General features: G+C 73.0%; 15 protein-coding genes and 1 pseudogene. 10 read left to right on the top strand and 6 right to left on the bottom strand.

The features are described 5' to 3' along the window. Positions 1–88: 88 nt before the first annotated feature. Positions 89–1,297 (top strand): type ISP restriction/modification enzyme, encoded by a 1,209-nt coding sequence (locus ACZ6WH_RS06000; RefSeq protein ID WP_469726416.1) that lies wholly within the window; start codon positions 89–91, stop codon positions 1,295–1,297. A gap of 41 nt (positions 1,298–1,338) precedes the next feature. On the opposite strand, the gene ACZ6WH_RS05995 is transcribed toward ACZ6WH_RS06000, so the two are convergent. Together ACZ6WH_RS05995 and ACZ6WH_RS05990 are read right to left on the bottom strand one after the other, a co-directional pair. Then, positions 1,339–3,078 carry an amidohydrolase gene (locus ACZ6WH_RS05995; RefSeq protein WP_469726414.1) on the bottom strand — a complete coding sequence of 580 codons (1,740 nt, stop codon included), beginning with the start codon at positions 3,076–3,078 and terminating at the stop codon, positions 1,339–1,341. 358 nt (positions 3,079–3,436) lie between these two features. Continuing rightward, complete coding sequence (locus tag ACZ6WH_RS05990; RefSeq protein ID WP_030252229.1) at positions 3,437–3,697, bottom strand: hypothetical protein; 261 nt, start codon at positions 3,695–3,697, stop codon at positions 3,437–3,439. 345 nt (positions 3,698–4,042) lie between these two features. Here ACZ6WH_RS05990 and ACZ6WH_RS05985 point away from each other — a divergent pair, with 345 nt between their 5' ends. Then, on the top strand, positions 4,043–5,872 hold the full coding sequence (locus tag ACZ6WH_RS05985; RefSeq protein WP_469726412.1) for a serine/threonine-protein kinase: 1,830 nt from the start codon (positions 4,043–4,045) through the stop codon (positions 5,870–5,872). 30 nt (positions 5,873–5,902) lie between these two features. On the opposite strand, the gene ACZ6WH_RS05980 is transcribed toward ACZ6WH_RS05985, so the two are convergent. Further along, entirely contained in the window at positions 5,903–6,709 is an 807-nt protein-coding gene (locus ACZ6WH_RS05980; RefSeq protein ID WP_469726410.1) for an SGNH/GDSL hydrolase family protein, read from the bottom strand. Between the two features lie 301 nt (positions 6,710–7,010). On the opposite strand from ACZ6WH_RS05980, the gene ACZ6WH_RS05975 reads away from it, so the two are divergent. The 7 genes and pseudogenes from ACZ6WH_RS05975 (at position 7,011) to ACZ6WH_RS05945 (ending at position 17,374) form a co-directional block, all read left to right on the top strand. Continuing rightward, complete coding sequence (locus tag ACZ6WH_RS05975) at positions 7,011–8,246, top strand: S8 family peptidase (RefSeq protein WP_469726409.1); 1,236 nt, start codon at positions 7,011–7,013, stop codon at positions 8,244–8,246. A 237-nt stretch (positions 8,247–8,483) separates the two neighbouring features. Then, positions 8,484–8,897, top strand: coding sequence for a hypothetical protein (locus ACZ6WH_RS05970; protein WP_469726407.1), 414 nt, complete (start codon positions 8,484–8,486; stop codon positions 8,895–8,897). Between the two features lie 2 nt (positions 8,898–8,899). Continuing rightward, on the top strand, positions 8,900–10,042 hold the full coding sequence (locus ACZ6WH_RS05965) for a GNAT family N-acetyltransferase (RefSeq protein WP_469726406.1): 1,143 nt from the start codon (positions 8,900–8,902) through the stop codon (positions 10,040–10,042). A 315-nt stretch (positions 10,043–10,357) separates the two neighbouring features. Then, entirely contained in the window at positions 10,358–11,179 is an 822-nt protein-coding gene (locus ACZ6WH_RS05960; protein ID WP_432852318.1) for a glycosyltransferase family 2 protein, read from the top strand. Next, positions 11,176–12,147: pseudogene (locus tag ACZ6WH_RS05955) on the top strand (glycosyltransferase family 2 protein); the annotation flags it as partial. The gene ACZ6WH_RS05960 and the pseudogene ACZ6WH_RS05955, both read left to right, overlap by 4 nt. A gap of 317 nt (positions 12,148–12,464) precedes the next feature. Then, entirely contained in the window at positions 12,465–13,235 is a 771-nt protein-coding gene (locus ACZ6WH_RS05950) for a polysaccharide deacetylase family protein (protein ID WP_469727188.1), read from the top strand. A gap of 83 nt (positions 13,236–13,318) precedes the next feature. Then, positions 13,319–17,374, top strand: coding sequence for a lipopolysaccharide biosynthesis protein (locus ACZ6WH_RS05945; protein ID WP_469726405.1), 4,056 nt, complete (start codon positions 13,319–13,321; stop codon positions 17,372–17,374). 121 nt (positions 17,375–17,495) lie between these two features. On the opposite strand, the gene ACZ6WH_RS05940 is transcribed toward ACZ6WH_RS05945, so the two are convergent. Then, a complete protein-coding gene (locus ACZ6WH_RS05940; RefSeq protein WP_469726403.1) occupies positions 17,496–18,803 on the bottom strand; it encodes a GH39 family glycosyl hydrolase in 1,308 nt (435 codons plus the stop codon). 262 nt (positions 18,804–19,065) lie between these two features. On the opposite strand from ACZ6WH_RS05940, the gene ACZ6WH_RS05935 reads away from it, so the two are divergent. Continuing rightward, on the top strand, positions 19,066–20,178 hold the full coding sequence (locus tag ACZ6WH_RS05935) for a DUF5925 domain-containing protein (RefSeq protein ID WP_361563404.1): 1,113 nt from the start codon (positions 19,066–19,068) through the stop codon (positions 20,176–20,178). Between the two features lie 46 nt (positions 20,179–20,224). Here ACZ6WH_RS05935 and ACZ6WH_RS05930 read toward each other — a convergent pair whose 3' ends face one another. Further along, on the bottom strand, positions 20,225–20,788 hold the full coding sequence (locus ACZ6WH_RS05930) for an MSMEG_1061 family FMN-dependent PPOX-type flavoprotein (protein WP_469726402.1): 564 nt from the start codon (positions 20,786–20,788) through the stop codon (positions 20,225–20,227). A gap of 204 nt (positions 20,789–20,992) precedes the next feature. Beyond that, positions 20,993–21,973: a pirin family protein gene (locus ACZ6WH_RS05925; RefSeq protein WP_469726400.1), complete on the bottom strand. Its 981-nt coding sequence runs from the start codon at positions 21,971–21,973 to the stop codon at positions 20,993–20,995. Positions 21,974–21,977: the final 4 nt, after the last annotated feature.

The following is a 21,977-nucleotide window of genomic DNA, read 5'->3' as shown; positions in this document are numbered from 1 at the left end:
GGGAAGCCGTTCCGGGCGGCCCGCCGCGCGGTGCCGGGCGCGTGGTTACGATGCCCGGGTCATCCGAACCGTGCGGGAGGGTTGCCGCGTGACGGCGAAGCAGGACGTGCCCCTGCTGTCCGACCTGATGCCGTGGTCCGTCGCCGCGCCGCGGCTCGGCCGGGCCTGGATCATGGCCCCGGACACCGGGTCGCTGCGGGCGCGCTGGGACGCGCTGCTGCGGGCCGACGGCGCCGCGGAGCGCGAGCGGCTGTTCCGTCCGTCCAGGGCCCGCACCCTGGACACCGCGGTCGGCCAGCTGCCCGGACAGGCCACCGCCACCGGCCGGCTGGCCCGCCTGGTCCCCGGCGAGGCGCCGTGCCCGGAGCCGGTACGCGTCCGGCACGGCGCGTACGACCAGCAGTGGCTGCTGCCCGACCACCGCCTCATCGACGCGGCCCGCGCCGAACTGTGGCGGGTCACCGACGCGCACCAGCTCTTCGCCGTCGAGCAGCCCCGCGTCCCGCAGGACCCCGGCCCCGCGCTCACCGTCTCGGCCGTGCTGCCGGTCGGCCGCCAGACCCGCGTGCGCGCCCTCTACCGCCGCCCCCGGGGCACCGAACCGAACCTCGCCCCCGGCCTCCTCGGCCTCCTCCAGGACCGCCTCGGGCACCCGGTCACCGCCGAGGACGCCTTCGCCTACCTGACCGCCGCCGCCCGGCCCGGCGGCAAGGACCTCGCCGTCCCCCTCACCGCCGACCCCGGTCTGTGGGCGCGCACGGTGTCGCTGGGACGCGAGCTGATCCGGCTGCACACCCGCGGTGCGGGTGGCGGCGAGCGCCCCCGGCTGCCCGGCGGACGCCGCCCGTACGTCCGGGCCGCACTGCCCGCGCGCGGGCTGCCCACGGAGATCTCCTACGACCCGGACGAGGAGGCGCTGCTCATCGGGGAGGGCCGCATCTCGCCCGTACCGGCGGCGGCCTGGAACGCGCACGCGGGCGGCGTCCGCGTCCTGGCGGAGTGGTGCGAGCGGCGCACCGGTGCCGTCGAACCGGGCACGCTGGACGCGGTGCGCCCCGCCGCCTGGCCCCAGGAGTGGACCACCGACCTGCTGGAGCTGATCACCGTACTGGCCCTGCTCGGCGGGGCCCTGGCCGACCAGGAGCGGCTGGCCGCCGCGCTCGACGCGGCGCCGCTGATCGACGCCGGGGAGCTGGCCGCGGCGGGCGTCCTCCCGGCCCCCGCCGCGGCCCGCCGCCCGGCCTCCGTCCTGGACCACCACGAGGAGGGCCCCGAGGGCCAGTTCGCGCTGCTCTGACGGGCGGCACCGCTCCGACGCGCGGCGGGCCGCGCCCCCGGCTACTTCTGCGGCGCCAGGTCCGGCCCGAGGGAGCTGAACGTCTCCTGGCTGACCACGCGCTTCGGGGGCCAGGTGATGTTCGGCGGCGGCCAGGACTGGCCGGTCTTCTCCAGGAACCAGGCGGGCGGCTCGTACATGGGCGGCTCGTAGCCGTCCGGCAGGGCGGTCTTCCAGCGCACGCCCTTGGTCCGCTCGGCGAACTCGTCCTTGACCGCCTTCAGCCGCGCGGGCTGCGTGATCAGGTCCACCGCGGTCGCCGCCAGGTACTTCGCCGCCGCGAGCACGGCCGCGTGCCCGGGTGCCGCGGCGGCGCAGGCGGCCGTCGACCAGGTGTGCATCTTCGTGCCGACGGGGGCGAGGGCCGCGCCCATCGAGACGGTGGGCACGTTCCAGCTGATGTCGGCGACGTCGGTGGAGCCGCCGCCCATGAAGACCGGGTTGGGCGGGGACAGTTCGCCGATCTCGTCGTGCAGGCCCTTCTGGGGCAGCCCGAGCGACTTCTGCAGGTCCTTGGCCAGCCGCTGGGCCTCGTCGCTGAACTCCGGCGGCCCTATGGTGCGCATGTTGTCGTGCATCAGCTCGGCGAAGGACCGGGACGGCAGCTGGTTCCAGCAGGCCGAGGTGATCCTGTGCCGGACCGTGGTCCGGCTGGCCTTGGCCGCCGCCTCCGACACCTCGATCACCTTGTCGAGCAGCACCTGCACCCGCTCCGGGCTGCCCTCGCGCACGTAGTACGAGATCTCGGCGATCTCCGGGGTGACGTTCGGGATGTCCCCGCCGTTGTTGATCACCCAGTGCAGCCGGCCGGAGGGCGCGAGGTTCTCCTCCCGCAGGAACTCCGACATCGTCGCCATCATCACCGCGGCGTCCAGCGCGCTCTTGTTGCCCAGCGGGGTGCCGCCGTGGCCGGCCACGCCGAGGAAGGTGAAGGTGACCGCCGTCATCGCGGTGGACGAGCCCCAGCCGGTGGCGTTGGAGGTGGACGGATGCCAGTCCAGGAAGGCGTCCAGCCCGTCGTACACGCCCTTGCTCACCGCGTACGTCTTGCCGATCAGCTGCTCCTCGGCGGTGGAGCCGAAGAACTTCACGGTGACGTCGAGGCCGTGCGCCTCGGCGGCCCCGGCGACGGCAGCGGCGGCGGCCGCCGCCGCGGTCCCCAGGGCGCAGTGGCCGCACCCGTGGCCGGGGCCGTAGCCGGGCGCGAACGGGTCGTGGACGTACTCCAGCGGGTCGTGGTGGCCCACGCCCCGCTTCTGCGACAGGCCCGGCAGCGCGTCGTACTCCCCGCTGAAGCCGAGCACCGGGCCGCCCTTGCCGTGCCGGAACGTGGCGGTGAAGGCGGTCGGGAAGCCGGCGGTGCCGAACTCCACGTCGAAGCCCGCGGCCTTGAGGAAGTCCGCCTCGGCGAGCGAGGACTTCCACTCGCGCAGCGACAGCTCCGCGTTCTCCCAGATCTCGTCGTCCAGGCCGGTGATCTCCGCTCGCTGCCGGTCGATCCAGGCCAGCGCCGCCGCCTTGGCCGGGCTGTCCTCGGCCAGGCCCTTCGGCGGTGCGTATCCGTCCGGGTCGGCGGCGACCGCGTCGGACGCCGCGGCCATCGCGGGATCGGCCGCCGCGCTCATGGCGGCGGTGCTCACCCCGGCCGCGCCCAGCAGCTGAACGATCCTGCGTCTGCTCAGCCCGCCGGGGGCCGCCCCCATGTCGTGCTTGTGCTCGTGGTCGTCGTGCAGATCACACACAGGCGCCTCCCGCGGCAGGATGGTTGTACGGGGCAAGCGACTGCACCCTGGCGCGGAATGATCGTCACGTCAACAGCCCGGTGCGACATCACCACGACGAGTGAACGAGATGGCCGGTACCCCGGTACCGCGTCCCGCCACCACCGGCCGTACGCGTACGGGCCACCGGGAACGCCGAACGCGTCCGCCCCGCTCACCGGACTCACCGGGAACGGGGCGGACGCGTACGTCTGTGGTGCTGCGGCGCGATGGCCGGGCCGTGCGGCGACCGGCGGCCCGCGGGCGGGGCCGGGTCAGCGGCGGGGAGCTGACGGGACGCACAGGAGGCGCACCGGAACACCGCTCGGCACGGCTCGGCTCAGCCGTGACCGCCGAAGAGCGACCGGCGCAGCCGGCGCAGCGGAGCGAAGAGCGACACCCGTGCGCCGCGGCTCTTCCGCGTCCGCGCGTGGTCACGCTTGGTGATCTCCTGCATCAGCGAGGTGGCACCTTCGGTCTCACGCTGCGGTATCGCCGGTCCGCCGAGCACCGCGAGATGGCGGTCCAGGCGGGCGCTGGACGCACCGCCGCATGTGATGGCAGGCACTCGCGGCCTGCTGCGTACTGCAATCTGTTCCATGACACTCCCCACCCGTACGAGGGCACCCGGCCCGGGCAGGGTAACCCTATCGCTCCCGCGCGCCCTTCGCGCAGCCCGGTATCCATATTCACCTGCCCTGCAAGGGCGTTGACGAACACCATACGGAACGTCAGCGCACCGCACCTACTCCGACCCGGGACGGCGGGCGTACGGAAGCACACGCTGGTCCCGAGCGTGCGCCCCCCATGACGCAGCGTCACCGCCGTGGCCGCCCCGACTCGCCCCGGCCGTCCCCGGATTGCCGCCGAGGGGGCTGCAACGGCCCCCGGGAGAGGTACGTTTTCCCCACATCGCTCCATTTGCGGAGTCGAGGGGGCTCGTGCCATGGACGCAGGTACGGGGAACGGACGGATACTGGCGGACCGCTACCGCCTGCTGGCCGAACTGGGCCACGGCGGAATGGGCGTGGTCTGGCGGGCCCGTGACGAACTGCTGCACCGCGAGGTGGCGGTCAAGGAGGTCCGGGCGCCCCGCGAACTTCCCGCGCCCGAGGAGCGGTTGCTGTACGCGCGGCTGGAGCGGGAGGCGCTGGCCGCGGCCCGGATCGCGCACCGCAACGTCGTGACCGTCTTCGACGTGGTCACCGAGGGCGGCCGCCCGTGGATCGTGATGGAGCTGGTCCGCGGCCTCTCCCTCGCCGAGACCCTGGAGACCGCGGGGCCGCTGCCGCCGCGGCGCGTGGCCGCGGTCGGCGCCGAGGTGCTGGCCGCGCTGCGGGTGGCGCACGCGGCGGGCGTCCTGCACCGCGACGTGAAGCCGGGCAACGTCCTGCTCGCGAACGACGGCCGGGTGGTGCTCACCGATTTCGGCATCGCGACCGTCGAGGGCTCGGCCGCGCTGACCCTGACCGGCGAGCTGATCGGGTCGCCCGAATTCACCGCGCCCGAGCGGGCGCTCGGCCGGACGCCGGGCCCGGAGTCGGACCTGTGGTCGCTGGGCGTGACCCTGTACGCCGCGGTGGAGGGCCGCTCGCCGTTCCACCGGGACACCCCGCTGAGCACGCTGCGTTCGGTGGTGGACGAGGAGCTGCCGCCGCCGCGCCTGGCCGGGCCGCTGACGCCCGTACTGGAGGGGCTGTTGCGCAAGGACCCGGCGGAGCGGCTGCCGGCGGCCGGCGCCGGGGAGCTGCTGGCGGCGGTGGCGGGCGGCGGCCCGCCGACCACGGTGGCGGCCGCCCCGCCGCCTCCCCCGTACTCCCCGACGGTCACGGCGACGGGCACGCCCCGGGGCGGCGGCACGGGCGCGAGTGCGGCCGGGGGCGACCGGACGCCGCCTCCGCCGGGTGTCCACGGTCCGCCCACGGCTGCCGTCCCGTCGCCCGCCCCCTCCCCCGCGCGCCGCCGGCGGCGCTCCGTCCCGGCTCTGGTCGCGACCGCGCTGGCTGTCGCGCTGGCGGCGGGCGGGGCGGCGTGGGCGCTGCTGAACGGGGACGGCGGTCCGGGGCCGAGCGGCCCCGGGGCGTCCCGGAGCGCCGGGCCGGGGGCGGACGAGCAGGACGCGGGACGGGAGACCGGCGGGGGCGGGCCGGACAGTTCCGGGGAGCGGCAGGGCGGCGGGGAGCGCACGACAGGGCCCGCGGTCGCCGTCCGGGTCTCCGTGTCCACCGTGCGCGGCAGTTACGTGGGGCACTGCCCGCCGCCCTCATACGCGGCGCCGGCGTTCTCCGGGGTGATCACGGTCAGCCGCGGCCCGACGGAGGTGGCGTACCGCTGGCACACCGACACCGGCGGCCGGAGCTCCGACCGGGCATGGCGGACGGCCCGCTTCCCCGGGAGCGGGGCGCAGCGGGTGACGGTCGGCCACACGGAGACGGCGCACTCCCCGGAGGGCACCCGGGCGGGCCGCGTCGCGCTGGAGGTGAAGGGCGCGCGGACGGTCACCTCGCGCCACGCCGCCTTCTCCGTGACGTGCGAGGGGGAGGCCCCGGGCGGCGGAGCCTCCCCCGGTCCGACGTACGGGGAGCCGCGCCCCACGGAGACGGGCTGGGAGCCGTCTCCGTCGGACTCCGGCCCCTCCCCCACGTACAGCGAGAGCCCGCCCGCCACGAGCGAGAGCCCGCCCGCGGACGGTGGGGACTCGCCCCCGCAGGGCGGCGAGGAGCCCCCGTCGCAGGGCGAGGACTCCCCTTCGTACGGCGAGGGCCCGTCCTCGTAGGGGAAGGGTTGGGGCGCGGGCCCGTGGGCGTCAGGCGGCGGAGCGGAGGACCGGCAGGTAGCCGCTGGACTGACCGGTGGCGGTCGGGTGGTAGGACTCCTCGACGGGGTAGGTGACGCTGTGCAGCCAAGGGCTGCCCGAGCAGATCTCGTGTCCGGTGAAGGTGGTGTTGACGTCGCCGAAGGCGAAGCCGTGGTCGGCGGCGCGCTTGGCGGTGACGCCGTTGATGTCGTCGGCGGCGGCGTTTATGGCGGCCCGCTCCTTCTCCGAGAGGCCGGCGATGCAGCTGCCGCTCAGCTTGTAGAAGCGGGGGTAGCCCAGCACGACCACCTTGGCTGCGGAGGCCTTCGCCGAGATGGCGTTGTAGACCTGGTCCAGCTGGCCGGGGAGGGTGTTGTTGATGTACGTCCGGGCCTGCTGGACGCGGGAGAGGCAGGTGCTCTCGGACTGGAGCACACAGGTCGTCATGGTGTCGGCGAAGCCGGCGTCGTTGCCGCCGATGGTGATCGAGACCAGGCCCGTGGCGGAGTTCAGCGCCCCCAGCTGACCGTTGAGAACATCACCCGTACGGGCGCCCGAGCAGGCGGCGAAGGTGAACGAGGAGGGTGAGTTCGCGGCGGCCCAGAGAGCCGGATAGGCCTTGCTGCTGCGCTTGCAGGAGCCGCTGCCACTGTCGTAGCTGCCTGCTCCGAGGCCGGAGGAGTAGGAGTCACCGAGCGCCACGTAGCCGGTGGCGGCGGCGAGTTGGGCGGAGGAAGCGGGAGCGGCACCGAGGAGCGCGAGGGACGCTGCGGCGAAGAAAGCGGACACCACGCCCGCTCGTCTGGAAACTCTCATGGAACCTCCAATAGCAGGATCTCTGCCGCAACTGTGGTAGCAGTACCGACGCGTAGGCGGAAGTGTTCATGCCAATTTTGCTACTCGCGTAGAGCATTACTGGCCATGCATTACGGCAGATTGCCGCATTATGTCGTGCATATGACATCAAGCCACGTCCTCTTGAATCCTTGAGTACCTCTCGGCGAATCTTTCGTCCGGGCGGTCCGACGCACCCTCAGGAACCGCCCGCAGCGCACGAATCCGTGCGCCACCCCCCATGCGCACGCACCACGCGCACCGATGAGGAGGACCCCCTCGTATGGCAGTGATGCGTACCACCGCAAAGGTTTTCGGCCGGATCCCGGCCAGGCTCCGGATCGCCACCGCGCTCACCACCGCCACCGCCGCCGTCACGCTCGGCGCGGTCGTGGCCCCGGCCCAGGCGGCGCCCGCCGAGGGCACGGTCGTCGGCGCCGGCGCGAAGAACGCCGTCCAGGGCAGCTACATCGTCACGCTCAAGAAGGGCGCGGGCCTCAAGGCCGCGTCCGCCGACGGCAGACGCCTGATATCCGCGCACGGCGGCACCGTGGCGCACACGTACACCGCCGCGCTCAACGGCTACGCGGCCCACCTGTCGGCGGCGGAGGCGAGACGCCTGGCCGCCGACCCGGCCGTGGACCAGGTGTTCCAGGACACCACGGTGCACGCCACCGGTACTCAGACGAATCCTCCGTCCTGGGGACTGGACCGCATCGACCAGGCGAAGCTGCCGCTGGACCAGCGCTACACGTACCCCGACTCCGCCGGCAGCGGTACCACCGTCTACGTCATCGACACCGGAGTGCGCATCACGCACCAGGACTTCGGCGGACGCGCGGTGAACGGCTACGACGCCGTGGACAACGACAACGTCGCGCAGGACGGCAACGGCCACGGCACCCACGTGGCGGCCACCGCGGCCGGCACGAACTACGGCGTCGCGAAGAAGGCGAAGATCGTCGCCGTGCGGGTGCTCAACAACTCCGGTTCCGGCACGACCGCCCAGGTCGTCGCGGGTATCGACTGGGTCACCAAGAACCACAGCGGTCCGTCGGTGGCCAACATGTCACTGGGCGGCGGCGTGAGCACCGCGCTGGACACCGCCGTGAAGAACTCGATCGCCGGCGGCGTGACGTACGCGATCGCCGCGGGCAACAGCAACGCGGACGCGAACACCTCCTCGCCGGCCCGCGTCCCGGAAGCGATCACCGTCGGCGCCACCACCAGCACCGATGCCCGCGCCAGCTACTCCAACTACGGTTCCCGTCTCGACCTGTTCGCGCCCGGCAGCAGCATCACCAGCGCCTGGCGGACCTCCGACACCGCCACCAACACCATCTCCGGTACGTCGATGGCCACCCCGCACGTGGCCGGTGCCGCCGCCGTCTACCTCGCCGGGCACCCGTCCGCCTCGCCCGCGGCCGTGTCCGGCGCGCTCGTCGCCGGCGCCACCTCCGGCGTCGTGACCGGTCCGGGCAGCGGCTCGCCGAACAAGCTCCTGAAGATCGTTCCGTAGCCTCCGGGCCCACGGAACGGCAGCCGCCCTTCATCATTCCAGCACAACCGGAATGACTGCTTCGTAGCCTCGTAGCACAGATCGGGAACGAGCCGCGCCCGGTGCGAACAGCGCCCCGGACGTGGCTCGTTCACGCCTTCTGCGCACCTTGACGCGCACCCGGCAGGCGCGCCACATTGAAGCCCGGCATCGGGTGCTTATGAGCATCAGGCCGCTTTATGGGGGGCAAAGCTGCCAATGCAGACCAAGACCATCAACGGCAACAGATCCACCGGCAGCAGACCGGCACGACAGGAGTCGGCACCACTGCTCGCGGGTGCGGCCGTCGCGGTGGGCGGCGTGGGTGCCGTACTGGCGCTCGCGGACCTCGCCTCGCCGCTGCGCGCACCGTTCGCGCTCTTCTTCCTGCTGGCCGCGCCCGCGGCCGCCCTCGCCGCCGCCCTGGGACGCCTGGACCCGCTCAGCCGCACGGTGGTCGCGGGCGCCGGGGCCTTCGCCGTCGACCTGCTGGTCGCCCAGACCATGCTGTCGCTGCACATCTGGTCGGCGCGCGGCGGGGTCCTCGCCGTCGCGGTGATCAGCGGCACCATCTTCCTGCTGGCGAGCGTGCGGCGCCGGGGGGCGTCCGCGCCAGATGCACGGACGGACTGAACGTGGACATCAGCGTGTACCGCCCCGGCGAACTGAGCGGCACCGCTCGGGCGGCGTGGACCGCCGTGCAGTCCCAGGCGCACCTCCTGGGCGCGCCGGACCTGGGCAACCCCTTCCTCGCACCGGAGTTCGCGCTCGCGGTGGGCCGCTGCCGCCGGGGCGTACGGATCGCGGTGATCAGGGAGGACGGCGAGCCGGCCGCGTTCCTGCCCTTCCAGCGGACGGCGCTGGGCGTCGGGCGGGCGATCGGCCTGGGGGTGTCGGACGCCCAGGGCCTGGTGCACCGGCCCGGCTTCCAGTGGGACTCGCGCGAGCTGCTGCACGACTGCGGGCTCGCGGTGCTGGAGTTCGACCACCTGGTGGAGGGCCAGAAGCCCTTCGAGGAGCACCCGCTGCAGACGTTCCCGTCCCCGGTGATCGACGTGGACCAGGGCTTCGAGGCGTACCTCGCCCGGCTCCGCAAGCAGTCGCCGAAGTTCACCCGCACCACGCTCGCCAAGGAGCGCAAGCTCGGGCGGGACGTGGGCGAGGTGCGGTACGTCCACGACGAGCGGGATCCGGCCGTCCTGCAGACGCTCATCGACTGGAAGTCCGCGCAGTACCGAAGAACGGGACGCAGCGACCGCTTCGCCCGGCCCTGGATCACGCACCTCGTGGAGCAGCTGTTCCACACCCGCACCGACTCGTTCGCGGGCGTGCTGTCGGTCCTGTACGCCGGTGAGCGGCCGGTCGCCGCGCACTTCGGACTGCGCTCCGAGCGGATCCTGGCGTGCTGGTTCCCCGCCTACGATCCGGCGTACGCGAAGTTCTCGCCGGGGCTGATCCTGCATGTGCGGATGGCCGAGGGGGCCGCCGCCGACGGGATGAGCCATCTCGACCTCGGGCGCGGCGAGAAGGAATACAAGGACTCCTTCAAGACACGCGAAATCCAGGTGTCGGAAGGGTGGGTGACCCGGCGCCATCCGGTGGCGATCGGGCACCGCGCGCGACGGGCCCCGGTGAAAGCACTGCGGAACACCGTGGTGACCCGGCCGGAATTATTCGAACCGGCCGACCGACTGCTCAAACGGATGGGCCGGATCCGTGCCGGAAACCACGGAGCGGCCCGCTCCATTTCCATCGGAAAGACAAAAGGGGATATGTAGTTCCAGCTCTTGCCATAGAGTGTCATTCATCAATACCGTCGTACAATCCATCCGCACCGGATCGTCACGCAGCGGCTCCAGGGGAGGGCTCAGAAGCCGCGACGAGGACCGGGGCGGAGCGCGGTAGGGGGGTGCCGTGCTCGACGCGCTTGCCGGCGTCGGGTGACGAGCCGCGGAATCACGCATGCCAGCTCGCTCTGTTCGTCCGGTGTTCCATGCCGCGCTGAACAGGGTGCGAACCCCCTTTTCGAACCGGATACACATCCGGGCCGCCCGGGGGTGGGCGGTCCACCGGACGAGAGGGAAAACAGACTCATGAGCGCGTTCCTTCGCCCTGCGAAAACGGAACCGGACCCGGAAACCGCCCTCGCGCGGATACCCGCACAGGCGCAGTACCGGCCCGTTTCATCACACCTGGCGATTGCCCCGCCGGTCAGCGTCGTCATTCCGGCGATGAACGAGGCGGAAAATCTCCCGTACGTATTCAAGACACTTCCGGACTGGATCCATGAAGTGGTCCTGGTGGACGGGAATTCCACCGACGACACGGTGCGGGTGGCCCAGGACCTGCGCCCCGACGTCACGGTCGTCAAGCAGCGCGGCAAGGGCAAGGGGGATGCCCTCATCAGCGGCTTCGCGGCGTGCACCGGCGAGATCATCGTCATGATCGACGCGGACGGCTCGGCCGACGGCGGCGAGATCGTCTCGTACGTCTCGGCGCTGGTCGGCGGCGCCGACTTCGCCAAGGGCTCCCGCTTCGCCAACGGCGGCGGCACCGACGACATGACGCCGGTACGCAAGCTCGGCAACCGCGTGCTGACCACCCTGGTCAACACCAAGTTCGGCGCCCGCTACACCGACCTGTGCTACGGCTACAACGCCTTCTGGCGGCACTGCCTGGACGAGATCGCGCTGGACTGCGCGGGCTTCGAGGTCGAGACGCTGATGAACATCCGCGTCGTCAAGGCCGGGTTACGCGTCCAGGAGATCCCCAGCCACGAGTACAACCGCATCCACGGCGTCAGCAACCTGCGCGCGGTCCGCGACGGCATCCGCGTCCTGAAGGTCATCCTGCGCGAACGGGGCACCCGCAAGCGCGCGGTGCGCCCCGCGATGATCACGGGAGAGGTGTCTTGAGCATCCGCGTCTCCGTGGTGATCTGCGTGTACACCGAGGACCGCTGGGGCGACATTCTCGCCGCGGCGGCCTCGGTGCGTGACCAGCTCCACCCGGCACACGAGATCCTGCTCGTCGTCGACCACAACCCGGCCCTGCTCGCACGGCTGCGCACGCAGTTCGCCGGGGCCACCGACATCAGCGTGCTGCCGAACGCCGGTCCAAGAGGCCTCTCGGCGGGCCGCAACACCGGCGTCGCGGAGTCCACCGGCGAGGTCATCGCCTTCCTCGACGACGACGCGGTCGCCGAACGCGAATGGCTGCTGCACTTCGCCGAGGGCTACGCCGACCCCGACGTGATGGCCATTGGCGGCCGTACCGAGCCGGTCTGGGCCTCCGGACGCCGCCCCGACTGGTTCCCCCGGGAGTTCGACTGGGTCGTCGGCTGCACGTACCAGGGCCTGCCGCCGGGCCGGACGCGGGTGCGCAACGTCCTCGGCGGCAACGCCTCGTTCCGCCGCGAGGCGTTCGAGATCGCCGGCGGGTTCGCCACCGGCATCGGCCGGGACGGCGACAAGCGGCCGCTGGGCTGCGAGGAGACCGAGATGTGCATCCGGCTCACCCGCGCCTGCCCGGACGCCGTCCTGCTCATCGACGACCGCTCGGTCATCCACCACCGGGTCCCGGCGGGGCGCGAGCGCTTCGCCTACTTCCGTACCCGCACGTACGCCGAGGGCCTGTCCAAGGCCCTGGTCGCGCGCAGCGTCGGCGCGCAGGAGGGGCTGGCCACGGAGCGCCGCTACACCACCCGCGTGCTGCCGGCGGGGGTGGCGCGCGGCCTGCGCGACGCGCTGCTGCGCAGGCCGGGCGGCGCGGGCCGCGCCGCCGCGATCGTGGCGGGCGTGGCGGCGGCGGCCGGCGGCTATCTGGTCGGCACGGCCCGTACCCGCCGCTCGGGCGGCACGTTCGTGATCGCCGCGGTGCCGGGGCCGACGGCCGTACCGGACGGCACCCCGGCACGGGGCACGGCCCCCGGGGCGGCGGAGCGCCCGCCCGTGGCACCCGTCCCCGCCGGCCGTCCTCCCGTGACACCCGTGGCCGGGGACCGTCCGCCTGTCGAGCCGGTGGCCGCCGAGCGTCCCCCGGTGGAGCCCGTACGGCTGGCCGCGCGGACCGAGAAGCCGGTGCGCGGCGACGGCGGCCTGCCCGGCGAGACGGTGCTGCACGGCAAAGACGTGCTGCACGGCGGCGAGGGGGCGGTCGCGTGAACACCGCCGCCTACCCCCCGGAGCCCGTGCCGATCCTGATGTACCACGCGGTGGCCCACAAGCCGGCCCCCGCGACGCACGGCCTGTCCGTCTCCCCCGGCGCGTTCGCCGAGCAGATGGCGGTCCTGCACGACGAGGGCTACCACCCGCTGACCACCGCGGCCCTGGCCGCAGCCTGGCGGGAGGGCGCCCCACTGCCCGGCCGCCCCGTCCTCATCACCTTCGACGACGGCTACGAGGGCGTGCACCGCTACGCCCTGCCCGTGCTGGCCAAGTACGCCTTCCCGGCCACCCTGTTCGTGTCGACCGGCTGGCTGCCCGGCCCGTACGACGCCGGCGGCGCGCTGGACACCATGCTCGGCTGGGACCAGGTACGGGAACTGGCCGCCGCCGGAGTGGAGATCGGCGGCCACAGCCACACCCACCCCGAGCTGGACCAGCTCGCCGACGACGCGCTCTGGTCCGAGGTGCTGCGCTGCAAGGGGATCGTCGCCGAGCAGCTGGGCGCGGCCCCGGTGTCCTTCGCCTACCCCTACGGCTACTCCGACCGCCGGGTGCGGCGGACGGTGCGCGCCGCCGGCTTCCGGCAGTCGCTGGCCGTCGGCAACGGCCTGGCCGGATTCCGGCAGGGCCCGTACGCGCTGCGCAGGCTGACCGTACGGCGCAGCACGGAACTTGCGGAGTTCCGGCGGATCGTCGCCGGTGAGGCCATCGGGCGCGCCTTCGCCAAGGACCGTGCCCTCACCAAGGGTTACGCCGTGCTCCGCAGATCGCGCCAGGCGATCAGGCGCTGCGCTCCGGGGGACTGACCCCGCGCGCGCAGCGCCGATGAAAGGCCGTCAGTGGGGCCCGGTGACACAGTGCCGGGCCTCAGGAAAGGGAACCCGAGCCAGTGTCTGACACGACCACCCGGACCGAGGAACGTACCCAGGACGAGCGGGCGACGGGCGGGCGCAAGCTGCGGTTCCCCGGAAGCGGGGACGGTGGCACGCCCCTCTTCCGCAACGCCTACGCCCTGATGCTCAACACGGGCATCTCCGGGCTGCTGGGCCTCGGATTCTGGCTGGTCGCCGCGCGGTACTACACCGAGTCCGCAGTCGGCCAGGGCTCGGCGGCGATCGCCGCGATGAAGCTGCTGGCAGGGCTGACCGCGGTGACCCTGACCGGTGCGCTGGCGCGCTTCATCCCGGTCGCCGGGAGACGCACCGGCCGGCTGGTGCTGCGCACGTACGCGGGCAGTTCGGTGATCGTCGCGCTGGCCGCGTGCGTGTTCCTGCTGACGCTGGACCTGTGGGGCCCGTCCTACCGTTTCCTGCACGGCACCCTCAACGGCCTGGGCTTCATCGTGGCGGTGATCGCGTGGTCGCTGCTGACGCTCCAGGACGGGGTGCTGACCGGGCTGCGCAGCGCGGTGTGGGTGCCGCTGGGCAACCTCGCCTTCTCCGCCGTGAAGCTGGGCCTCCTGATCGTCATGGCGGCGGCGATCCCCACCGCGGGCGTCTTCGTGTCCTGGGTCGCGGCCATCGCGGTGTCCGTGGTCCCGCTGGGGTGGCTGGTGTTCCGGCGGCTGGTGCCCCGGCACGAGGCGGCCACCGCGCACACCGCACGGCCGCCCTCCCTGCACGAGATGGGCCGCTTCCTGGCCGGCGACTACACCGGCTCGCTCTTCTCGCTCGCGGTGGTCTACCTCGTACCCGTACTGGTCGCCTCCCAGGTCAGCGCGGCAGACAACGCGTACTTCTACATCACCACCACGATCGGCGGCACGGTCAACCTGCTCGCCATCAACATGGGCGCCTCGCTGACCGTGGAGGGCTCGCACGACCCGGCCCGGCTGGCGGAGAACACCCGCGCCGCGCTGCGCCGGATGGCCCGCATCATGCTGCCGGTGTGTCTCTTCCTCTTCGTGTGCGCGCCGTACGTCCTCGGCGTCTTCGGCAAGGGGTACGCGGACGCCGCGACACCGCTGCTGCGCTGGTTCGCGGTCGGCGCCGCGCTGCGCGTGGTGATGGAGACCTACTTCGCGGTGCTGCGCGCGCAGAGCCGGACCTCGGGACTGGCGTACCTCCAGGGCCTGCTCTGCGTCCTCGTGCTGGGCCTGACGCTGCTCCTGCTGCCGCGGATGGGGCTGACCGGCGCGGGTGTCGCGGAGCTCTGCAGCCTGGCGGTGATCGCGTCGATCGCCACCGTCAAGCTGTACGGCGTGGTCCGGGGGCGGCCGGTGGCGCCGCTGGCCAAGGCGCCGGCCGACGGGGTCGCCCCGGACGGCGACCTGGCGGACCTGGCCGTCCACGGCGACCTGGGGGACGCCGTGCGCGCGCTCCCGGACGACCGGGCGGCGCCGGAGGGGGACGGCGCGCACCGGCCCACGTGGGCACAGCGGGCCCTCCTCGACGTGGACACGATGCCGCTGGGCGTGCACGTGGACTTCGACCACATGGAACGGCGGCCCGATGTGCGGCCGCCACTGACGGAGGAACAGGTGGCGGACGCGTACCGGGAACCGGAGGCGAAGGGCGGCGGTGCCGGCGCGGACGCGGCACCGCCCGCCGCCGGGAAGCCGTCCTGGGCGACGGATCGGCCGGCGACCGGGACGTCGGCACCCGGCCCGGCGCGCGACGGCGCGTCGGGCGCCGGGCCGGACGGCGCCGATCCGGCGGAGGCACACACCCTCCGGCTGCCGGCCGTCGCTCCGGCGGCCGCGCCGGAGGCGCACACGGTGCGGCTGCCGGCCGTCACGCCGTCGGACGCGCCGGAGGCACACACCGTGCGGCTGCCCGCCGTCACACCGTCGGACGCGCCGGACGCGCACACGGTACGGCTGCCGGTCGTCCCCGCGGCACCCGGCGGCACCGCGGCGGGCGGCGGAACGGCCTTCGGCGGTACGGCCGTCAAGGGCACGGCCGCCGGGGGCGCGGCCGGTGCCGCTCCGGGCCGCGGCAGAGCCGGCGCCTTCCTCGCCGGCCGTCCCGACATCGGCGTCTGGGCGCTGCTAGGCGTCGCGCTCGCGCTCTTCTGGCTGCCGCTGCGCGGGATGGGCGACGCCGATCTGGACCGGATGGGCGGGCTCGGCCTGATCTCCGTCCTGCCCGTCGCGACGCTGACCGGCGCCGCCCTCCTCGCCGTGGCCTTCGCCGCGGCGCTGTGGCTCTCCCGGCCGCGCCGGGTCCTGCTGGCGGTGACGCTGGTACTGACGGTCGTGGCGCTGCACTCGCTGCCCGCCCTGCTGGAGGCCGAGCCGCGTTTCGCCACCGCCTGGCAGCACCTGGGCTTCCTGGACTACATCGGCCGGACCGGCACCGCCGTACCGGACCTGGACGCGCGCTGGAGCTGGCCGGGCTTCTTCGCCGGGGCGCAGTTCCTCGCCGAGGCCTGCGGCCTCACCGACTTCGACACGCTGCTCCGCTGGTGGCCGCTGACCATCCAACTCCTCTACCTCGCACCGGTGTTCCTGCTGCTGCGCTCCGTACGCGCGGACTGGCGCGCGAAGTGGAGCGCGGCATGGCTGTTCGCGCTGTGCGGCTGGGTCGGCCAGGACTACTTCTCGCCGCAGGGCTTCACGTACCTGCTCTACCTGGCCTTCGTGGCGGTCCTGCTGGTGTGGTTCCGCGATCCGCGGGTGCTGCCCGGCAAGCTGCGCCCCGGCGAGACCGAGGTGCGGCCGGCGGACCGCAGGCAGCGCGCCGTCCTGCTCTGCGTGCTGATCGCGCTGTTCGCGGCGTCCGTGGCCGGCCACCAGCTCACGCCGTTCGTGATGCTCGGCGTACTGATCTTCCTGGTGCTGGTCCGCCGCTCGACGCTGCGTGGCCTGCCGCTGCTGCTCGGCATCATGGTCGTCTTCTGGATCGGCTTCCTCGCCGAGCCCTACTGGTCGGGCCACTTCGACGAGCTGTTCGGCGGCATCGGCGGCCTGGGCTCCAACGTCACCTCCTCCGTCTCGGGCCGTATCGAGGGCGGCAGCAGCACCCACAAGCTCGTCCTGTACACCCGGGTCCTGCTGGCCGGTTCGGTGCTCGCGCTCGCGTGCTGGGGCGTGCTGCGGCGCCGTAGGGCGGGCTTCGCCGAACGGTCCCTGCTCGTCCTCGCGTTCGTGCCGTTCCTCGCGTTCGGCATGCAGTCCTACGGGGGCGAGATGGCGCTGCGCGTCTTCATGTTCGCGCTGCCGGGCGCCTGCGTCCTCGGGGCGCTCGCGCTCTTCCCGCGCCCCGCCGGCGGGCGCCGCGGCTTCGGGCCGCTCGCCGCCCTGCTGGCGGGCCTGGTGCTGGTCTTCGGCTTCCTCGTGGCCCGCTGGGGCAATGAGCCGTTCGAGCGGACCCGGCCGGGCGAGGTCGCGGCGATGGAGTACGTCTACGCGCACGACCGGCCGACCGCGCGCCTGCTGTGGCTGACCGACGACCCGGTCGAGAACGTCACCCCGGACATGCCGTGGGGCGCCCGCGACATGGAACGCGTCCAGTACGAGCCGACGCTCGCACCGCGCGACCCGGCACGCGTCGGCCCGCTCGTGAAGGCGCTGGAGGAGGCCGGTCCGCAGTCGTACCTGATCGTCAACCGCGGCCAGTCCGAGGCGCTGCGGCTGGACGGCGGCTACCCGGACGGCTGGGAGCAGCGGCTGCGGGCCGCCCTGGACCGCCGTGCCGACCTGCGGCAGGTGCTCGTCAACGACGACGCCGTGCTGTACGCGCCGGCGGACCCGCCGGCGGGCGAGGTGCGGCGGCCGGCTCCGGGGCCGGCCGGCCCGCTGGTCACCTGGACGCCGTGGTCGGTGGCGGGCGGTCTGGCGGCGGTGGCGCTGCTCCTGCTGCTGGGCACCCGGGAGATCGTCCGGGTGGCGCTCCCGACGAGCGTCGGCAAGCAGCGCTGGGTGCAGGGCACGTTCTGGTTCGCGATGCCGTTCCTCGTGGTGTTCCTCGCGGCCCTGGTCCAGCGGTTCGTGACGATGTCGTAGGGCGTGGGGCGAGGGGCGAGGATTCGTGACGATGTCGTAGGGCGTGGGGCGGCGTCCCGGCAGAAGCGCGCAGTGCGCCCCCGGCCGCGCCCGGCCCGCCCGGCCGCGCCGGACCCTGCGGTCAGCCGCGCTCGAGCCAGCGCAGCCCGTAGGCCGGCAGGTCGAAGGTGCGGCCGTCGACCTTGGCCTGGATGGGCCTGCCGAGGGTGTTGACCACCAGTACGGCCGCGTCGTCGGCGAGCACCCGTACGTTCGGCCGGTCGTCCGGCGCGACGGAGACGGAACGGAATTCCGTGCCCGGCGGGAATTCCTTGCCGAACCGGGCGAGCAGCTTCATCATCGGCAGTTCCGCGCCGCCGTCGTCCAGTTCGGTGCTGCGCCACAGACAGCCGGGGCAGTCCGCGTCCTCGTTCTGCGGATTCCAGTACAGCGCGGTGGCGACGCCGGCCTCCGCCATTTCCATCATGGCGGTGGCCTGCACCGCGGTCCGGTGCGATTCGCTCCAGCCGTGCCGGTCGTCGTTCTCGTCGGCGACCTCGACGTACCACTCCGTCCACCACACCGGCAGCCCGGTCTCCTCGCGGAGCCATCGCGTGACGTCGCCGAATTTCTTCGTCGCCCCGAATTCGTCCGGCGCGTAGGAGTTGTCGCGGGTGTAGCTGGAGCCGTCGACGGCCAGGAAATCGGCCCCCGCCTTGTGCTCGTTCCAGTAGGAGATGGCGTCCAGAACCCGCTGGTCGACGGAGCCCCAGTCCCCCGCGAGATCGGACGCGTAGGAGTCCTCGCCCGGCCGGTAGCTGTCCATCACGATGTACGGGCCGCCGACCTGGATCGCCGGATCGACCTTCTTCAGCTCCTTGTAGACGAGGTTGTACAGCCGGGTGTAGCCCTCGTGGTCCCAGCGGTTCCGGTCCTCGTCGAAGAAACCCTTGAGTTCGTTCCAGACGATGAAGTGCCGGACCTCCGGATAGCGTTTCGCTATCTTTCCCGCCAGCTTCGCGAAGTCCTCGTAGTGGTCGGCGTCGGGCGCCTTCTCCAGCTCGCCCCAGTCGGTTTTGCCGGCCTTTCCGCCCTTCATCCAGTCCGGCGAACAGCACAGGGTGAGGACGGGTGTGCCGCCGGTGCTGCGCATGAGGGCCAGCCGCCGGTCCAGATCGTGGAAGTCGTATCTGCCGGGACTCGGTTCCGGATTGCGCGCGCCCCAGCCCATGATGTGCTGGTTCTGCGGCATCGGGTCGTCGGTGAGCAGCCGGTCGGCCGCCACCTCGGCGGCGGGCTCGCCACGGTCGGCGCTGAACTCGGTGTGCGTGAACCCCCAGCCCAGCTGCTCCATGGCCTCGGAGCCGCCGAGCGCCCCGTTGTCCGCTCCCCCGCCCCGCTGCCCGCCCGGCGACATCCCGCACATGACCAGCAGCAGCGCCAGAACCATCGCCCCCGTTCCGAGAAGCGCGGCGATCACCCACCGCGCTCGCCCCCGTATCGGCACCCGTAACCCCCCATGACGTCCCACAACGGGCAAGCCTAGCCACATTCCTGCCTGTTGAGCCGCAATCCCGTGTAACGGGTACGTCCTGGACACACCCCCGGCCGCCGCCTGTCAAGTGCCCGTCAAGAGCGTGTCCGGTTCCTGACCGGCCGGGCAATCGCGTAATTCCGTGTACGGCGTGCGGGTCATGCCCGATCATGGCCCCATGTGTGCCGATCACCTTCCGCCGGCCGCCGCCGAGGAGTCGCTGCCGATCCGTCTGACGATGGACGACAGCGACTCTCCGTCCGATGTGGTGGACGCCCTGTTCCTGGGGCGGTTCGCCAACGGACGGCAGCCGTACGCCCGCAGCCGCTCCGTGGAGCGGGTCAAGCCGGGCCTGACGCTGCTGCCGCCCGGCGCCGAGGTGCTGCGCTCGGCCCGTGACGACGACCGCAGCGCCACCCTCGCCGAGGGCGACGGCTGGACGCTGCTGATCTCGCGCTGGAGCCGCGGCGCCGACATCACGGTCACGGCCGTCAGCGACGAGCTGGCGGAGAAGGTGCTGGAGCAGTCCGCCGACGGCGCCGAGGACGAGCCGGAGCCGCAGCCCGCCAACGTCTCGATGGGCTTCTGGTACTACTCCCCGCGCCGCGGTCCGTACCGCACCACCCGGCAGATCTCCGCCGGCACCTGGGACGAGATCCGGCCCAACTACACCGCGCCGGTCGCCGAGGCGCTGGACGGCCTGATGAAGGTCACCCCCGAGGAGATCGCCGGCCGGCTGCTGCTCCTGCACGGCCCGCCCGGCACCGGCAAGACCTCGGCGCTGCGCACCCTCGCCCGGTCCTGGCGCGACTGGTGCCAGGTGGACTGCGTCCTGGACCCGGAGCGGCTCTTCAACGACGTCGGCTATCTGATGGACATCGCCATCGGCGAGGACGACGCGTCGGGCCGGGGCCGCTGGCGGCTGCTGCTCCTGGAGGACTGCGACGAGCTGATCCGCGGCGAGGCCCGGCACACCGCCGGACAGGCCCTCTCCCGGCTGCTGAACCTCACGGACGGCCTCCTGGGCCAGGGCCGCAACGTCCTCGTCGGCGTCACGACCAACGAGGACCTGGAGCGGATGCACCCGGCGGTGGTCCGGCCGGGCCGCTGCCTGGCCCGTATCGAGGTCGGCCCGCTCACCCGTACCGAAGCGGTCGGCTGGCTGGGCACGGACGAGGGCGTCGGCCGCGAGGGCGCGAGCCTCGCCGAGCTGTACGCGCTCCGCCGGGGCACCCGCCCCGCCGCCGTCCCCGCCCAGGACACGGGCGCCGACGCGGGGCTGTACCTGTGACCCGCGCCGCCGCCGTCAGCCGCGCGGTATCCATGAACCACTGAGGTCAGGTCAGTTCGGGCCAGGTCTCCGGTTCCCATATGCCGGCCCGGCGCAGCGACTGGGGGCAGTGCCGGAACACCTCGTCGATCTCGACCAGCAGCGCCAGCCGCGGCCGCTGCCCCATGACCGTCATCCGGTCGAAGAACGGCGCGTCGGTCAGGACGCGGGCCCGCCCGTTGATCCGCAGGATCTCCTTGCTGCCGGGGACGAAGTGGACGAGGCCGACGTGCGGGTTCTCCAGGATGTTGAGGAAGCTGTCCGCGCGCCGGTTCCCCGGCCGGTCCGGCAGGGCGATCGTCGCCTCGTCCAGTACGTGGATGAAGCCCGGCCCGTCGCCGCGCGGCGAGGCGTCGCAGTTGCCCGCCGCGTCGGCCGTGGCGAGCAGGCAGAACGGGGAGCGCGCCAGCAGCTCCCGATCCTCGGGCGAGAGCCTCGGCTTGACCTTCTCGATCACCACCGGGTGCGGGGTACCGAGCAGTTCGCGCAGCTCCTCGGCGGACCGCAGCTCGGTGTGGCCCGCTCTGCCGCGGAGCGGCCTCTCGGGGGCGGACGACGTGCTGTGCGGCATGTGTACTCCAGGGCGGAGGTGGCGGAGGCGGCGGCCGACGCCGGGCTGAACGGGCACGCCGGACCGACCCTTCCGGAGATCGAGTAAGGTAAGACTTACCTTACTAATCGGGTTGCCGCGCCGACGAAAAGAAGGCCGGCGCAGGCTCTCCGGCTCTCCGCCTCGGTCCGCCCTCGCGGCTCTCCGGCTCTCCCGCTCTCCGGCTTACCTCCGCGGGCTGGGCGACCGCTGCCGTCCGCGCGGCTTGAGCGGTACCGGCGGCAGGGGCGGCGCCGGCAGCGGCGGTCCGTCGTAACCGTGCACCGTCCCGAACCGCTCCCCCGCCATCCACGCCTCCCGCGCCGCGGCCACCTCGTCACCACTGCGCGCGACGAAGTTCCACCACATGACGATCTGCTCCTCGAACGGTTCGCCGCCCAGCAGCATCAGGCTGCTGTCGACATCTGCCCGCACCGGCAGCTCACCCCGCCCGCACCCCAGGTACAGCAGCGAACCGGGCGCCAGCCGTACCCCGTCCACCTCGCTCTCGCCCTCGATCGTCAGCACGGCGTACTCGAAGTCGCTCTCCAGCGGCAGCCGTACGTACGTCCCCGCGCGGCACGTGATGTCCGCACCGACCAGCGGCGAGTAGGTCGTACCGGGCGACCGCGCGCCCGCCAGCTCCCCGAGGATCACGGTCGCGCTCAGCCCGCCGCCCCCCGTGATCACCGGCAGGTCGGAGTGGTGCTCGAACGCCGGTACCTTCCCCCGGTGCTCGTTCGGCAGCGCGACCCACAGCTGCGCGCCGTGCAGCACCCGGCCGTGGTCGCGCGGCGACTCCTCCGAGTGCGCGATCGCCCGCCCCGAAGTCATCAGTCCCAGCTCGCGCGGCCGTACGGTCTGCAGCGAACCGAGGCTGTCGCGGTGCAGCACCTCGCCCTCACGCAGCCAACTGACGGTCTGCAGGCCCATGTGCGGGTGCGGCGGCACCTGCATCCCGGGCTCCCCCGCGATGTCGTCGGGACCGTAGTGGTCCACGAAGCACCAGGCCCCGACCATCCTGCGGCCGAGGTTCGGCAGCAGTCTGCGGACCAGTGTGGACTCCCCCAGCGGCACCTGCTTGCCCGGCTGGACGTCCCGGACCGGTCCGGTCCGGCCGCCACCCCCGCAGAGACTGGCCGCGGGCTTGAGATCGAGGTTGCTCATACCG

The sequence above is a fragment of the Streptomyces sp. NPDC050806 genome (assembly GCF_055586425.1).
This window is presented reverse-complemented; position numbering and strand designations above follow the sequence as displayed.

Excerpts from the sequence above, each read along its gene's own strand:
- ACZ6WH_RS05990 (WP_030252229.1), bottom strand. The coding sequence starts at position 3,697 with ATGGAACAGATTGCAGTACGCAGCAGGCCGCGAGTGCCTGCCATCACA.
- ACZ6WH_RS05985 (WP_469726412.1), top strand. The coding sequence starts at position 4,043 with ATGGACGCAGGTACGGGGAACGGACGGATACTGGCGGACCGCTACCGC.
- ACZ6WH_RS05980 (WP_469726410.1), bottom strand. The coding sequence starts at position 6,709 with ATGAGAGTTTCCAGACGAGCGGGCGTGGTGTCCGCTTTCTTCGCCGCA.
- ACZ6WH_RS05975 (WP_469726409.1), top strand. The coding sequence starts at position 7,011 with ATGGCAGTGATGCGTACCACCGCAAAGGTTTTCGGCCGGATCCCGGCC.
- ACZ6WH_RS05970 (WP_469726407.1), top strand. The coding sequence starts at position 8,484 with ATGCAGACCAAGACCATCAACGGCAACAGATCCACCGGCAGCAGACCG.
- ACZ6WH_RS05960 (WP_432852318.1), top strand. The coding sequence starts at position 10,358 with ATGAGCGCGTTCCTTCGCCCTGCGAAAACGGAACCGGACCCGGAAACC.
- ACZ6WH_RS05950 (WP_469727188.1), top strand. The coding sequence starts at position 12,465 with ATGTACCACGCGGTGGCCCACAAGCCGGCCCCCGCGACGCACGGCCTG.
- ACZ6WH_RS05940 (WP_469726403.1), bottom strand. The coding sequence starts at position 18,803 with ATGGTTCTGGCGCTGCTGCTGGTCATGTGCGGGATGTCGCCGGGCGGG.
- ACZ6WH_RS05935 (WP_361563404.1), top strand. The coding sequence starts at position 19,066 with ATGTGTGCCGATCACCTTCCGCCGGCCGCCGCCGAGGAGTCGCTGCCG.
- ACZ6WH_RS05930 (WP_469726402.1), bottom strand. The coding sequence starts at position 20,788 with ATGCCGCACAGCACGTCGTCCGCCCCCGAGAGGCCGCTCCGCGGCAGA.
- ACZ6WH_RS05925 (WP_469726400.1), bottom strand. The coding sequence starts at position 21,973 with ATGAGCAACCTCGATCTCAAGCCCGCGGCCAGTCTCTGCGGGGGTGGC.